General features: G+C 53.4%; 11 protein-coding genes and 2 pseudogenes. 7 read left to right on the top strand and 6 right to left on the bottom strand.

Annotation, left to right across the window (positions count from 1 at the left end):
• Positions 1-129: 129 nt before the first annotated feature.
• From gcvPB to HBA93_RS17060, 6 genes are all read right to left on the bottom strand, one after another.
• Positions 130-1,692: an aminomethyl-transferring glycine dehydrogenase subunit GcvPB gene (gcvPB, locus tag HBA93_RS17085; RefSeq protein WP_221724082.1), complete on the bottom strand. Its 1,563-nt coding sequence runs from the start codon at positions 1,690-1,692 to the stop codon at positions 130-132.
• The gene (gene gcvPA / locus HBA93_RS17080) at positions 1,689-3,092 is read right to left on the bottom strand and encodes an aminomethyl-transferring glycine dehydrogenase subunit GcvPA (RefSeq protein WP_221724081.1); all 1,404 of its coding nucleotides are present in this window, start codon (positions 3,090-3,092) and stop codon (positions 1,689-1,691) included. Before gcvPA ends, gcvPB begins: the two co-directional genes overlap by 4 nt.
• 37 nt (positions 3,093-3,129) lie before the next feature.
• Complete coding sequence (locus HBA93_RS17075) at positions 3,130-4,281, bottom strand: ATP-NAD kinase family protein (RefSeq protein WP_221724080.1); 1,152 nt, start codon at positions 4,279-4,281, stop codon at positions 3,130-3,132.
• A 309-nt stretch (positions 4,282-4,590) separates the two neighbouring features.
• Positions 4,591-5,199, bottom strand: coding sequence for a TetR/AcrR family transcriptional regulator (locus HBA93_RS17070; protein ID WP_221724079.1), 609 nt, complete (start codon positions 5,197-5,199; stop codon positions 4,591-4,593).
• Between the two features lie 440 nt (positions 5,200-5,639).
• On the bottom strand, positions 5,640-6,416 hold the full coding sequence (locus HBA93_RS17065) for an SDR family NAD(P)-dependent oxidoreductase (protein ID WP_221724078.1): 777 nt from the start codon (positions 6,414-6,416) through the stop codon (positions 5,640-5,642).
• A 194-nt stretch (positions 6,417-6,610) separates the two neighbouring features.
• On the bottom strand, positions 6,611-8,062 hold the full coding sequence (locus HBA93_RS17060) for an APC family permease (RefSeq protein ID WP_221724077.1): 1,452 nt from the start codon (positions 8,060-8,062) through the stop codon (positions 6,611-6,613).
• Between the two features lie 282 nt (positions 8,063-8,344).
• Here HBA93_RS17060 and HBA93_RS24265 point away from each other — a divergent pair.
• From HBA93_RS24265 to HBA93_RS17030, 7 genes and pseudogenes are all read left to right on the top strand, one after another.
• Positions 8,345-8,554, top strand: a pseudogene (locus tag HBA93_RS24265) (transposase); the annotation flags it as partial.
• Positions 8,551-8,820, top strand: a pseudogene (locus HBA93_RS17055) (integrase core domain-containing protein); the annotation flags it as partial. The pseudogenes HBA93_RS24265 and HBA93_RS17055, both read left to right, overlap by 4 nt.
• Before the next feature lie 398 nt (positions 8,821-9,218).
• Positions 9,219-10,079 carry an SDR family NAD(P)-dependent oxidoreductase gene (locus tag HBA93_RS17050; RefSeq protein WP_221724076.1) on the top strand — a complete coding sequence of 287 codons (861 nt, stop codon included), beginning with the start codon at positions 9,219-9,221 and terminating at the stop codon, positions 10,077-10,079.
• A 551-nt stretch (positions 10,080-10,630) separates the two neighbouring features.
• Entirely contained in the window at positions 10,631-10,768 is a 138-nt protein-coding gene (locus tag HBA93_RS17045) for a hypothetical protein (protein ID WP_221724075.1), read from the top strand.
• 118 nt (positions 10,769-10,886) lie between these two features.
• Complete coding sequence (locus HBA93_RS17040; protein ID WP_353619388.1) at positions 10,887-11,378, top strand: SDR family NAD(P)-dependent oxidoreductase; 492 nt, start codon at positions 10,887-10,889, stop codon at positions 11,376-11,378.
• A 38-nt stretch (positions 11,379-11,416) separates the two neighbouring features.
• Entirely contained in the window at positions 11,417-12,862 is a 1,446-nt protein-coding gene (locus HBA93_RS17035; RefSeq protein ID WP_221724073.1) for an NAD-dependent succinate-semialdehyde dehydrogenase, read from the top strand.
• A 67-nt stretch (positions 12,863-12,929) separates the two neighbouring features.
• Positions 12,930-14,102, top strand: coding sequence for an iron-containing alcohol dehydrogenase (locus tag HBA93_RS17030; protein ID WP_221724072.1), 1,173 nt, complete (start codon positions 12,930-12,932; stop codon positions 14,100-14,102).
• The last annotated feature ends 131 nt before the right edge of the window (positions 14,103-14,233 follow it).

The following is a 14,233-nucleotide window of genomic DNA, read 5'->3' as shown; positions in this document are numbered from 1 at the left end:
TGAAACTGCCATAATTCTTCTCCTTAATGACAAATAGTCTATTTAAGGAGGCGGAATCAAACCGTGACAAGTCCAGAGCCCCGCTAAGTAACTAGCGGCGGCTCGTGATATAGCATCAACGTTGCAGAACTACTTGTGAGCGCTCAATGCACTCTTCTTCTTTTGATGAGCCCGCCAAGTCATAGCGCGCGTAGCAGGATCGTCAGTGACACCACTTTTAAGACGGTGAATTGCTTGATTGTGTGGTGCCGTCTTGACAAGCTGCGGATTAGTGTGTGCTTCCTCTGAGATATGAGAAAGTACGGCTATCCAACGATCCAATGCTTCCTTTCCATACATTTCGCCGGCTTCCGGCGTGAACGGTTCTGGCACCAGCCAAGGCTCATGGCTGCTAAACATTGCATCGATACCAAAATCAGTCATCCGATTTTGTACATCCTGCACATCAACCCCGGTCTCTTCCTTCAAGTTCTGCAAACTGTAGCGCGTCATCTCAAGTCGTGGGGTATTCACCTCAGGATGGGAACGTGTCACCCCACGAATAGCGAGTAGACCACGCTCCATGTAATTGTTAGCGAGCACAGAAATATTGGCGGCTTGTGCAATGCCCTCAGCCCCCATTGCTCTCACCCAAGCATAACCCTTAAGGATTACTTGCACGTTGCCCCAAAACTCGCGAACCTTATCCACGCTTTGCGCACGGCTGTCGTCCAGAAAGTACTTTTGCCCATCAAATCCAACTGTTGGTGAAGGAAGGAAAGGTGCTAACTTCTCGGAACAGCCGTAAGCGCCTGAGGCCGGGCCTCCGACCCCACTTTTCGGCGCGCCAAACGTTTTGTGAAGCATAAACATGCAGGCATCAAAGCCCAACTCACGTGCCCTGATTTTCGACATCACTCCGTTGAAATTGGCGTGGTCGTAAAAGCACAGGCCGCCCGCGTCATGCACAATACGCACCCACTCCTTAATCTCCGGATTGTAGACACCCATGTCGTCTGGGTTGTTGACCATCAGCGCTGCGGTTCGCTCAGATACTGCGGCTTTGAGAGCATCCAAAGAGGGATATCCGTTCTCGTCGAGCATCAGGGTAATAACCTTGAACCCGGCGGTCGCTGCAGTCGCCGCACTCGAGGGATGTGTTTGGATCGTCGTGATTATCTCATCGCGTTGTTGCAACTCACCACGAGATGCGTGATAGGCACGGGCGACACAACAGTTAAGGTACGCTGCATCGGCGCCGCCCCCCGCATGAAATACAAACTGATCCATTCCCGAGAGCTCTCGCATGATCAAATCCATGCGGTGAATGACTTCCAATGTGCCTTGAAGAGTATCTTCGGGTTGATAAGGATGTACCTGCGTAATCTCCGGTCGCCACGCAATCGCCTCGTTGATTTGGGCGTTGTACTTCATCGTGCAAGTTCCAAAGAGGCTGGTTCCCATCATCCCCAGCGTTTGCTGAGATAACCGTAGGTAGTGATATAGGACTTCCGGCTCCGAAAGCTCAGGCAAGGCTGCCTTGTCCCGTCGACGCAACGCAGCTGGGATGAGCTCAACAGCCTCCTCCGTCTTGTCACAAATTTCTGTTTCGATTTGCGAAAACAATACCCCCCGTCGCCCGGGATAGCCCATCTCCATTATAACCGGCTCATTCCAGACGGGAGCATGATAGGTTTTCAATTCAGAAGTCATCGTGCAATTACCTCCTTCAGTGCGCCAGCCAAGCACTCAATATCGGACTGACTATGGATCTCAGTGACGCAGTAGAGAGCGCTGGCGCCCAGTTCAGGAAAGTCCTGCGACAGGTCTTTGCCGCCAAAGATGGCATGATCCCGAAGTCCTCTGTTGATATCAGCCACGGTCCGTCCGGTTTCGTCGAAATTAACTACGAACTCTTTGAAAAAGCCGGTGGGAAATGTTACTCGGACCCCCTCTACCGTCGACAAGAGCTGAGCTGCGTAGTGAGCACGGCGGATGATTTGCTCTCCAACTTCTCGAAACCCTTCAGGTCCCATCATGGCCATGTAAGCAGCCGCAGCGATTGCCCACATGTAGACCGAGTGCCCCACCCAATCATTGGCCTTGTCGCGCATTCCATAAGACGACTGGTGAAACAGACCTAAGCCGAATCCATATTCACCGGGCTGGCTCGTTTCTGCGATGCTAATGAAAAGTGCGGGATACTGGCGGGCATATCGGTCCTCATCTCTTGAAGCGATAAAACCACCAAGACCTCCCCCGGTGTGCATATGAATGCCCAACGTCTGAATCGTTCCCACCACGATATCTGCGCCGTAATCGGCCGGCGATGATAGAACGCCAAGCGAGATCGGATCAACGCCGACGATGGTCTCTGCGCCGGCAGCTTTTGCGATCGCTGCAACCTCGGCTGCTTGGTGTTCTATGACGCCGAGATAGGATGGAACCTCGAAATAGACCGCGGCGGTCTGAGGCCCAACCGCTGCTCGCAGATCATTTAGATCAATTAGCCCGGTCGCAGGATCGTAATCAACGAACCGAATATTGATATGGCTCGCCATCTCAACCGGCTCACAATAGTTGCGTATTACTGACAGACGCTCCGGATCGATTACTCGCACGATTGCCACTTCGCTCCGACCCGTTAGCCTCACCGCCATTCGCATGGCATGTCCTGCAGCGCTGCCCCAACTGCGAACAGGGAGGCCAACCAGATCAAGGTTGAGAAGCTCGCCTAACTGACTGCAGAACTCAAACCAAGCTTGAAACCGCCCATGATCTGAACTTGGCGCACCGTTGATCGAAGTCAGCCATTCATTGCGTCGAACGATTTCATCACATGCAGCAGGCACATGGTGCCGCCATATGCCTGCGCCTAGGAAGCTGAGGTTTTGCTCGCACGTTTCATTCTTTTTCAGCACATCAAGCAAATGTCTTTTCAGCTCGTGTTCGCTGAGGGCAGGAGGAAGTTCCAGTGGCCGCTTCAGTCGATGATCGGGCGGAATTTGGCGAAAAAGCATCTCAACATTGTCGACACCGATCGCGTCGAGCATCTCCCGTTGAATAGCTGGCACTGAATTGGCCATATACGGGTGTGCAGCGGGTTCTCGCATGACAGTCCTCTTCGGTTATAGTTAGTTTGGGGAGTTCTCACGGCCCGACCTTCATAATCGTGCTGCGTTCCGGACCGGTCTCAATTTTCATGTGACAGGTGAACATTGCGTCAACTTCTGCGTCCCCCGTATCGACCCGCAGCATCGGCGGATCGAGGGCAATCAGCTTGTCTAATGTGGAGATCACAATGATACGTTCGCGTCCTACCTTGCGAAGGACATCTGCGCTGATCTGTTGGTTGCCGCGCCCGAACAGGCTTCCTTGTCCGCCAAGCACACCAACGATGATGTAAACGTCTCGATCCTCCATGAGGTGGAGAAGCGACCTTTCATCCAGATCAGAGCCAACGATCCTGCCATTGAGAATGGCATCCACACCAAGCAGGGTAGAAGGAAGGCCTAGGGCATCTGCGACGCGCCGGGTTGTCGTCCCTGGCCCTAAGATGTAGAGACAGCCTGGGCGCATTTGCTGGATCACGCGTCTAGCCGTCGCGTTAAGAGTATCATTCTCTCCCGGCCTCGAACCCGCCTTTGCGTTCTGTGTAAGGCGCTGCTGATACGGACTTTGCGCATATCCAAAGAGTTCGGCTGAGACCCGATCATGGCGAATTGCCTCTTCATCGAGATCCATCACTTCGGCTTCGCGGACCTTGACTAAGGGATCGTTAGAAAGAAACAATGCCGCCAGTTGACCTGCGCTTTTCGGATTTGACCCAAATACAGCCGAGTGCATCTTAACCCCGGCCGGCACGCCAAGGGTTGGCACCTGATTTCCAACCGCACGGAAGACATCACGCGCAGTGCCATCACCGCCTACAAACATGATGAGCTTGACACCGCGCGCAAGCATTTCAGTGGCAGCCCAATAAGTGTCGTGTGAACTCGTCTCCGCATCTTGCGGGCGATAGACGACCACGGCGTCGAAGCCAGCCTCTCGGACGACGTCTTCTCCCATCGCTCCTCCAGCAGTAAGTATCCTAATCGTCGAAGTTACGCCGGCAAGGACGGCCATTGCTGAGATTGCTCGCTCGTTGGCGAGTGGACGCGCTCCACGTCGGCGCGCCTCCTCAACGATGGCAGCCCCGTCCGTACCTTTCAACCCAACGCTCCCCCCCATCCCGGCGAAGGGATTGATTACAAAACCGATGATAAGGGAACTGCGATCACTGACAGCAAAACAATCCGTCATAGCAACTTATCTCCTCCGAAGGCCCGGAAGCGAACAGCGGAAGATGCTGGGCCTAGCGCACAACGCGCACACACTGCATATCGACGACGGACTTAAAGCAAAAGTCGCGACAGCGCCGCTCCGCGAAGAAACATCTGCAGGTCATCTTCGATAGCGACTATTAGATGCTAGATCTAAGCGTTCTCACAATCCGTCCAACGATTGACCAGTTCCGAACTCCTCGACGGGCTCTAGCCAAATCTTCGCGCCATCCAAGGCCTTAACGAATTGCAATCTACCTATGTCTATCGACTAAGTCAATCGACCGAATTATAAGTCGCCATCTTTGATAATGGCAAATTTCGCGAGCTGGGAAGAAAAAATATCCAGCGCTGCCACAGAATCCTCAGTATTTCGATCGGTAATCCACGCGAGGACCAACCCATCCATCATTGAACTGACCATGCGGCTCAATACGTCGACGGGCGCGAGCCAGCGAACTCCGGTGTGCTCAGCCAGGGAAAGCAATAGTTTCTTAGTGAATGCGAAATACTGATCATACTGCCATCTCGCGAGCGTTTCACCGCCGGGCTCGCGCAAGGCGGCGGCTGTCAGTTCGTACAGTACGAGCTGACAGTCCGGATGCGTTATTGCGTTATTCCACATTTGCCGCAAAGAACGCTGCAGGGATTCCTGAAATGACACGCCTTCAACCATGGCATCGAGAGCATCGCCTACCATTCCCTCTACCACGACATAAATCAGCTGCCGAAAGAGCTCATCCTTCGATCGAAATGCGTAGTGGAATACGCCTTGGGGAACGCCTGCCTCCTCTGCAATTAGACGCGTCGTAGCTGAGGAAACACCTACTCGGGTCATAACCCGAAAGGCGGCTAGTGTGAGATCTTTGCGCCGCTGCTCGGCGGATACGCGCGCCATGATTTCTCTCTTCGGTTACAGCCCCCTGAACCTATAGAAGTTGAGAAACTCATAAATAGAACCAAGGCGACCGACTGTGTCAGTTGCCCCGCTCTGTAAACTGCCGTAACGACAGGTGTCAATGACTGGCAGTTCTTTCGACATGCAAATGTAGCGGCCAATGCAAAGCATCGGCCCAGAAATCGGCATCAATTTTTTGGAAACATAATGTTTAGAATCAATAGTTTAGAGCGCCCTTTGTGCGCCCACATGGGCGCACGGCGCTCTAAGCCCAGCTTGGGTGTTACTCGCGCTTTTAATGAAGAGCCCAATTGGTGGATGGCTTTCAATAACTCACAACAAGAACATCTTTTGCCAGACCGTAGGTGCGAACGATAGTCCGATTCGCTGCTCCCACGAGCATAACTGATGGAACGGCATTCGCGATTCCCGCAACGGCGTTATAACGACAATGCGCGACTCTCCGCCAGACTGGAAAGAAGCTGGCTTGAGTATCCGGCAGACATACCAGCATCCACATTTATTGCCTGACCAGTTAAAGCTGACGATGCCGACGACGCGAGGAACGCTATCACTTCAGCCACTTCATCAGGTGAAATCACAATTCCCAGGGGAGATGCGAGTTTACTAATCTCACGCTCAATGTTGCCGCTTTTCTGCGCCTGAAGCATTGGCGTTTCAACGGACGCTGGACATATACAGTTTACACGTATTTTTCGCGGCCCATACTCTATGGCTGAAACCTGTGTCAGGGAAATTACGGCCGCCTTTGAGGCAGCGTAAGCACCATAGCTCGCAAAGCCGAGGCGCCCTGCCATCGAAGCGGTGTTCACAATGCTGGAATCAGGAGGCATAAGACGTGCACCGTACCTTGTGCAGAGAAGCACACCGAACGTGTTAACGTCAATGTGACGTCGGAAATCGCTCTGCTTTACAAGGTCAATTTCGGCTTCCGCGATAATCCCGGCGTTGTTCACCAGAATATCAACTCGCCCAAACAATTCGAAAACTTGCTTGAACAAAGCCTCGACACTGTCCTCATCGCTGACGTCCGCTTGCACGAATGTTCCTGCCACTTCGCTTACTCGGTCGCCAGGGTTGGCGCGGTCGACCAAGACAACACGACCACCCTCTCTAGCGAAATGTTGGGCAGTCGCCCATCCGATACCGGAGGCCGCGCCGGTCACAACGCAGATTTTATTATCGAACTTTCCCATATAATCTCCTGACGTAGCCTTTTTACAGCATCGGCCCAGAAATCGGCAGCGATTTTTGGAAAGCACAATGCGTAGAAACAATAGGTTAGAGCTTCCTTTGAGCGCCCAGAGGTCGTACGGCGCTCTAATCAAAAACTACCACCCGCATGGCTTTAGCACTCTGCTCTCTCTCTGCGCGGATGGTAGGTGCGACATCATTCAAGCATCTGAGCGTAATCCCTGGGCTTGCGGCGTTTAACCATGGCGGCCCAACTTACACCGAGTGCAAAAGCAAGGCCGGTAGCGATGAGGACACAGGTAGCTGCAATCCTGCCACCGACAAGCATCTCTAAGTTCTGAACCATCAGGTAAAGCACGGTACAAAGGCCAATCAGCGACAGAATGGGGGCAACAGTCGCACTCCAGATTGAATCTTTCATCTTTTCGCGCTGGTGAAACACAACGACTGAGAGACTGGTGAGTGTCATAAGCACGACCAGTCCGAGGGTCGCGGACCCAGAGAACCAGGTATAAATATCTGTAACGGGGTCTAAGCGGGCGACCGTTAGCGCCCCAAGAATAGTGAAGGAGATCACCGTCACTGTCAGGGAAGACAGCGACGGTGATCGATGCGATTCGTGGACTGTACCAAGCGCGCGCGGAAGCAGTCCGCCGCGTGCCAGCGTGAATTGGTAGCGCGCCACAACATTATGAAATGAGAGAACGCAGGCAAAGAAACTTGTTACGAGCAGAACCTCGATGAGGTCCTTCATCGTAGTCCCGACATACTGCGAAGCAAGATTTGGCAGGACTACGGCGGGATCAGCGGACGCGATTTCAAGAAACTTGCTTACCCCGATACCGACAGCTTGCGACCATGCAGAAAATGCGTAAAGGCCACCCATGAAAATCACTGCTGCATACGTCGCCCTTGGGATCGCTCGATCTGGATCTCTGGCTTCACTTCGAAAAACTGCGATCGTCTCGAAGCCCAGAAATGCGTAGAATGCAAACAATAGTCCTAGCCCCGGCGCTCCTGACATCGTTTTTTCTACGTTGAGCGGCGCTGTCGAAAGACCTTCCGCGCCCCCATGAAAGATGATGGCGAAATTCACTATAAAAATGGCGAGTACTTCTAACACCAGCACAACGCCGAGTACCTTTGCGCTCAGCTCAATATCGCGGTAGCCGAGGAAAGCGACAATGCCAATAAATGCGAAGGACCAGATCCACCAAGGGATTATCAGGCTGAGATACGTACTCGCGGCGGCTGCAGACGCGACCCCAATGTAGGCATAAAGTCCAATCATCAGGATCAAGTATGACACGAGCGCGAGAGACGCCGCGCCAGATCCCATCATTTTTCCCAGTCCCGCCTGGATATATGTGTAAAAGGCTCCGGCATTCTGGATGTATCGGCTCATAAGAGTGAAACCGACAGAGAACAAGCACAAGATAGCGGCGGCGGCAATGAAATATAGTGGCGACGCGATGCTACCGCTTTGAGCGAATACTGTTGGGACGACTATGGCTGCTGCGCCGAGTGGAGCCACCGCTGCCACAACCATGAAGACAATATCGACGGTTCCTATACCGCGATAAAATGCGTCTTGGCCTCCTTGAAATTCAGTTTTTGCAAGCGACGAGTCATCGCTGGATTTTGACATGTGTTCCTCCCACGGATTACTCGCTGACAGAGCCCCTCCAGACTGGCCTCCAGCATGCGAGCCAAGAGCACCTTATTTTGGTCGAAAGACCAAGTCAATAGACCAATTATTCAGTTCTGAAAAGTTACGTTTCCGCTCTAGGGTCTGTTGAGATTCATCGAGAGTTTATGTCTGCGGCGCAAGCGTAGATGATTGCGGAGAAGTCCTGGATCAGGTGTCTGGACTTGTCACGGTTTGATTCCGCCTCCTTAAATAGACTATTTGTCATTAAGGAGAAGAATTATGGCAGTTTCACACACAGACGATTTCAGACGCGAAGCCGTTCGGATTGCGCTAACGAGTGGTCTTACTCGCCGCCAGGTAGCAACCGATTTGGGTGTCGGCCTTTCCACGTTATCAAAATGGATACAGCGTTCTCGCCCCGAGAATATGCCTCCTGCTGCCGACATTGATTTAGCAAAAGAGAATGAACGGCTGCGTAAGGAGAACCGCAAACGCAGGGCAAGATCGAACGCTGGCACCAGACGCTCAAGAACCGCATCCTGCTCGAAAATTACTTCTTCAAGGAGGACCTCGAAGCTCAGATCGCAGCCTTCGTCGAGCATTACAACCATCGTCGATATCACGAGAGCCTCGACAACCTCACGCCCGCCGACGTTTACTTCGGACGCGGACAGACCATCCTACTCGAACGCGAAAGGATTAAACGAGATACCATCAAAAAACGCCGCTTGAACCACCAGGCTAAAGCTGCTTAAATCAACCCATAAACCGAGCCGGAAAATCCAATCTTCAAAAGCCCAAAAAGCCTCAAATCATTCGTCGACGGACAGGCAGCCTTTAAGCTGCCTCTCAAATCGGATTACCCCGATGTTATAAAGAATGACATTAATTCATGTTCCCGTCAAGTTCCTGAATGAGTCATGATACGTTCTTTTACACAAGACCGTAATGCTTCACCAAAGCCCTCAGTCCACGCTTGAGATACTCCACCATATGCGGCAAGTCCACTACAAGGCCAGACCGCTTGACAGCAGAGAACAAGGGGCTTTTCGTGACAGCTGCATTTTTTGCAACAGAGCCAATGTACGAGTAAATGGTCATTGACTTGGTCAATTGACCATGAAATAGTGCTGTACGTTGGATAGGAGGGAAGATGATGTCACACGACGGCTGGAGGCCGCTGATCGGCAAAATTGCGCTTGTTACAGGCGCTGGACGTGCACGGGGTATAGGCCGTGCGATCGCTCTACGGTTGGCGGAATGTGGTGCCGATGTCGCAGTCGCGGATATCGCCCGGAGAATGCCGCAGTTCGAAGTCGAAGGAATCGGGCTCGGTGAAAGCTTTGCTGAGCTGGAGGAGACAGCCGACCTTATTCGCAGTATGGGACGAAAGAGCGTTGCTGTCGCCATCGACATAGCTGATCACGACAGTGTACGCGAGGGAGTGATGAAAGTTACTACTGACCTCGGCCCGATCGACATTCTCGTCAACAACGCGGGCAGTGCCGTAGGGACTGCCGCTTTCGAAAAAATTACCGACGCTGAGTGGGAGATATCCCTTCGTGTCAACGTCCTCGGGGCCGTAAACATGACGCGCGCAGTTCTCGCTTCCATGAAGGAGCGGAGGTCGGGCACTATAGTCAACATGGCCTCCACCCTCGGTGTCGCTGCGCTCGCAGAATATGGCAGTTATGTCGTCAGCAAGCATGCGGTCGTTGGACTAACCAGACTGCTCGCACAAGAGTTGGCACCAATGGGAATTCGCGTCAATGCCGTTGCTCCAGGCTATATTGATACTGACATGGGCAGGGCTGAGCAGGCCAAGATCGCGGTAGCAAAGTCGTTGAGCCCCGAGAGTGTGGTCAATACCATAGTTGGGGAGATTCCCATTGGTCGAATGGGTACGCCCGAGGATGTTGCCGAGGCCGTGGCGTGGCTTGCCGATCCTGCAGCGTCCTTTGTGAATGGCGCCATTATTCCAGTGCATGGCGGTCAGATTCCAGGCTACGCATAATGCTGCCGTTCGGCGGACACTACGCCCACGCGGCATACGATGGCTGCCTCCTTGTTGAACTGGCTAGTATTAATCGTCGAAGTCCTTGACGATTAAAATACACATCTGCCCTCGTCATGCTTGACGCTGGCGAGACGCGTCTGGTCACGCCGCAGGATATCAGCCGCACGGACTAACACGCTTCAAGTAATTCACGGGGGGATGCTGAGCTGCCCTCCAGTCTCCTTTGACTTGGATGAAACTACTATGTCTGAACATTCCAAACATTATCGTACGGTTATTCTCGGCGCCCCCCCGTGGTACTTACCGGTGGCGAGAGATCATACGGTGTCTGTAACCGGGGAAACGATTTCTACACGTGAATACCGTTCCACGGTGGGAGATGTTGTGCCAGTGGTCTTCTTTATCAACGGCGGCGGTTGGGTCGTCGGGAAGCCATCCGAGATTGCCTGAGTTATTGCATTTCTCTGCTCAGACGCCGCCTGATTTATTACGAGTGAGACGATCCAGGCAAATGGCGGAATTTATATGTCGTGAAAGGATCGTGCTTGATGGCACTTCTAAAAGGAAAAGTGGCGCTCACTGGTGCGGGCCGTGGTTTGGGTGCGGCGATTGCTCATGGGCTGGCAGAGCAGAGTGCAAGGCTGATCATAACTGATTTTGATGACAAGTTGCCGACGAGCAGATGAACGTCATCTAAAGTGCCTTTGGTGAGGCCGAGGCTGCAAAGCTCGACGTGACCGACCGTCCCGCTGTCAATACTTTCGCCTGCGAGTGCTTCAACGGTATGGGGGACTGGACATTCTGGTGAACAATGCCGTTATCGCAGGTCGCGCATCCTTCGACAGTGAAGAGACGATCACGCTTTGGGACAGGATTCTGAGCGTGAATCTTGATGGCACATTCAATGTTTCGCATGTTTTTGTGCCAGCACTAAAGGCGGCAAAGGGCTGCGTGATCAATCTTTGCTCGGTTGCAGGTTTCGTTGCCGGAGATTCCACTGCCGGTTATATCATATCGAAAGGTGCAGTTAAATCGCTGACGCAGGGGATGGCCCGCGAACTCGCTCCGCACGGAATTCGGGTTAATGCTATCGCACCGGGGCTAATCAAAAGCGAAATGGCGCAAACAATGATCGATCGACCCGGCGGCGCGAGTTGGTTTACTTCGCGCGTTCTGATGGGCCGCTTGGGCGAGACGTATGAGGTGGTCGGGCCAGTCGTATTCCTGTCCTCGTCGCTCGCTGATTTTATCATTGGAAGTGTTCTTCCCGTAGATCGCGGTTTCCTAGCGGCCTAACGGGCCAGCATTTCTGAAAATTTGAAGGAGAATTAATAGTGATCAAGCTTACAGACCCAACTTTGCTCAAAGCAACTTGCCTTGTTAACGGAGCGTGGGTGCAATCGTTTTCTGGTGAAACGATCGAAGTGCGGAATCCGGCAGATGGTTCTGTCGTCGGGCGAGTACCGCGCCTGTCGGCGGCAGAAATTCCTGCGGTAATTGCTGCGGCTGCTACTGCTCAGAAACGTTGGGCTGCGCTGACAGCAAAGGAGCGTACGGCGAATCTGAGACGCTGGTTCGAGTTGTTGTTGGCGAACGCTGACGATCTTGGTCTCATCATGACATTGGAGCAGGGTAAGCCCCTGGCGGAAGCCAAAGGTGAAATCGCTTATGCGGCCGCCTTCATCGAATGGTTCGCCGAAGAAGCTAAGCGGATATATGGTGATACGGTCCCCGCTCCGCAGGCCGGACAGCGCATCACCGTTTTGCGCCAGCCGATCGGTATAACTGCGGCAATTACGTCGTGGAACTTCCCTGCGGCAATGATCACGCGCAAGGCTGCGCCGGCGTTGGCGGCTGGGTGCTCAATGATTGTGCGTCCCGCCGACCTGACCCCACTCACCGCGCTGGCCCTTGGAGAGCTTGCTGTTCGCGCCGGCATACCGGCGGGAGTGTTGCAGATCGTCACCGGCTCGTCCTCGGAGATAGGCAGGGTTTTGACCGACAGTGAGGTAGTACGAAAACTATCCTTTACTGGATCGACCGAAGTCGGTCGCGTGTTGATGGCGCAATCTGCCCAGACGATTAAGAAACTATCGCTTGAGTTGGGTGGCAACGCGCCTTTCATCGTCTTTGACGATGCTGACCTCGACGCTGCGGTTGAAGGCGCCATGCTGTCGAAGTTTCGCAATGCTGGTCAGACCTGCGTCTGTGCCAACCGCATCTATGTGCAAAGAGGTGTCTATGACGCTTTCGCACAGAAGCTTGCGGCCCGGGTTGCCACGTTGAAAGTGGGCGACGGAACGGCGCAGGGTACTCAGATTGGCCCGATGATCGAGGAGAAGGCGTTAGAGAAGGTCGAAGCCCACATTTCTGACGCGGTCAAGAAAGGCGCAACGCTCATTCAGGGGGGGAAGCGGCTGGGGGGGCTTTATCTCGAGCCCGCCGTTCTGACAGGTGTCACCTCCGAAATGCTGGTAGCGCAGGAAGAGACTTTTGGTCCGATGGCACCGCTCTTCACATTTGACAGCGAGGAAGAAGTAATCGCTATGGCAAACGACACCATCTTCGGTCTGGCTGCCTATTTCTATACGCGCGATTTTAGCCGAACGATACGCGTTTCCGAAGGGCTGGAATACGGCATGGTGGGGCATAATACCGGCCTGATATCCAATGAGGTGGTGCCCTTTGGCGGTATCAAACAATCGGGACTTGGTCGCGAGGGATCAAAGTACGGCATAGATGAATATCTTGAGCTCAAATACGTTTGCAGCGCCGTGTGAAACGCTTGGCATATATCCGCTTCAGGCAGCACGGTTGCGCGGCAACTTATGATGGAAGGCCGAAGAAATGACAGAAGTTATCAATTCGTTCTCGTTCGACACACCAGGCTCTTTGCTGATCGAATGGGGCGGAGCCCGTCGCCTGGGTGAACATCTGGCTCGCTGGTTTATACAGCGCAATCTACTGATCGTAACCGATAGGTTTTTGCATGAAGCGGGGCTATTGGAGGACGCCATAGCTTCCTTGTCTGCAACTGGGTTTAGGATTACTGTGTTTGATAAGGTCGTTGCCGACCCACCCGAGGCCGTCCTCATATCCTGCGTGGAAACTGGCAAGCGCATGGGTGCCGATATTGTGCTAGGCCTCGGTGGCGGCTCGTCAATGGATGTTGCCAAGCTGGTCGCCGTTATGCTGATCTCAGATCAGACGCTTTCGGAGATCTATGGTATAGGCAAGGTTAGAGGCGGACGTGTACCATTGGTACAAGTGCCGACGACGGCGGGCACAGGGTCTGAGGTCACGAACATTACCATTTTGACTACCGGCCAGACAACCAAGATGGGCGTTGTCTCGCAGCAGCTTTATGCAGATCGAGTGCTGCTTGACGCCGAGCTGACGACAGGCCTACCACAAAGCCAGACCGCCGCGACGGGTATTGATGCCATGGTCCATGCGATTGAGGCTTTTACTGGCCGACACAGGAAAAATCTTATTTCTGATATCTTTGCCAGGTCCGCACTGCAGTTACTCTCAAGGAACCTTTTGCCTGCATGTCGCAACGGAATGGACCGTGCCGCGCGGGAAGGCATGTTGTTGGGCGCCACGCTGGCGGGCTATGCCTTCGCTAACAGCCCAGTCGGGGCTGTGCACGCGCTGGCTTATCCTCTGGGTGGGCACTACCACCTGCCGCACGGGTTGACCAATGCGCTGATGCTGGGGCCGGTCTTACGTTTCAATATGACCGCTGCTGCCCCGCTTTACGCAGAACTTGCCAATGTTGTAATTGGCCGTGCGGGTGATGATGAGAGTGTAGAGGCACGTTCTGTAAGCTTCGTTACATACATGAAAGACTTGATGACTCGCTCTGGTGCGCCCCTGCGATTGCGCGATGTGAACGTGCCCGAAGGGGATCTGCCAATGCTGGCACAGAGCGCTATGTTGCAGCAGCGGCTTCTCATCAACAATCCCGCGGAGGTGACCGAGGCAGATGCGCTTGGCCTCTATCAGGAAGCTTGGTGAGCAACGTCGATTGCGTCGACGTTCCGACGATCATGAGAAATTGAACCGTGAAGCTGGACTTGCTTCGCAAAAGTGGAGAGGTTTTCATGAGTTGAAAGGAAACCTTTATGACGAAGCGAGTGCCCTTTACG

It is taken from the genome of Ochrobactrum sp. SFR4, assembly GCF_019730395.1.
Lineage (GTDB): Bacteria > Pseudomonadota > Alphaproteobacteria > Rhizobiales > Rhizobiaceae > Pseudochrobactrum.
Note: the sequence above shows the minus strand (reverse complement) of the source record. Positions and strands in the feature narration are given on the sequence as shown.

Bases quoted from the DNA above. Each gene is read 5' to 3' on its own strand.
- HBA93_RS17030 (WP_221724072.1), top strand. From the start codon at position 12,930: ATGACAGAAGTTATCAATTCGTTCTCGTTCGACACACCAGGCTCTTTG.
- HBA93_RS17045 (WP_221724075.1), top strand. From the start codon at position 10,631: ATGGCACTTCTAAAAGGAAAAGTGGCGCTCACTGGTGCGGGCCGTGGT.
- HBA93_RS17060 (WP_221724077.1), bottom strand. From the start codon at position 8,062: ATGTCAAAATCCAGCGATGACTCGTCGCTTGCAAAAACTGAATTTCAA.
- gcvPB (WP_221724082.1), bottom strand. From the start codon at position 1,692: ATGACTTCTGAATTGAAAACCTATCATGCTCCCGTCTGGAATGAGCCG.
- gcvPA (WP_221724081.1), bottom strand. From the start codon at position 3,092: ATGCGAGAACCCGCTGCACACCCGTATATGGCCAATTCAGTGCCAGCT.
- HBA93_RS17065 (WP_221724078.1), bottom strand. From the start codon at position 6,416: ATGGGAAAGTTCGATAATAAAATCTGCGTTGTGACCGGCGCGGCCTCC.
- HBA93_RS17070 (WP_221724079.1), bottom strand. From the start codon at position 5,199: ATGGCGCGCGTATCCGCCGAGCAGCGGCGCAAAGATCTCACACTAGCC.
- HBA93_RS17075 (WP_221724080.1), bottom strand. From the start codon at position 4,281: ATGACGGATTGTTTTGCTGTCAGTGATCGCAGTTCCCTTATCATCGGT.
- HBA93_RS17050 (WP_221724076.1), top strand. From the start codon at position 9,219: ATGATGTCACACGACGGCTGGAGGCCGCTGATCGGCAAAATTGCGCTT.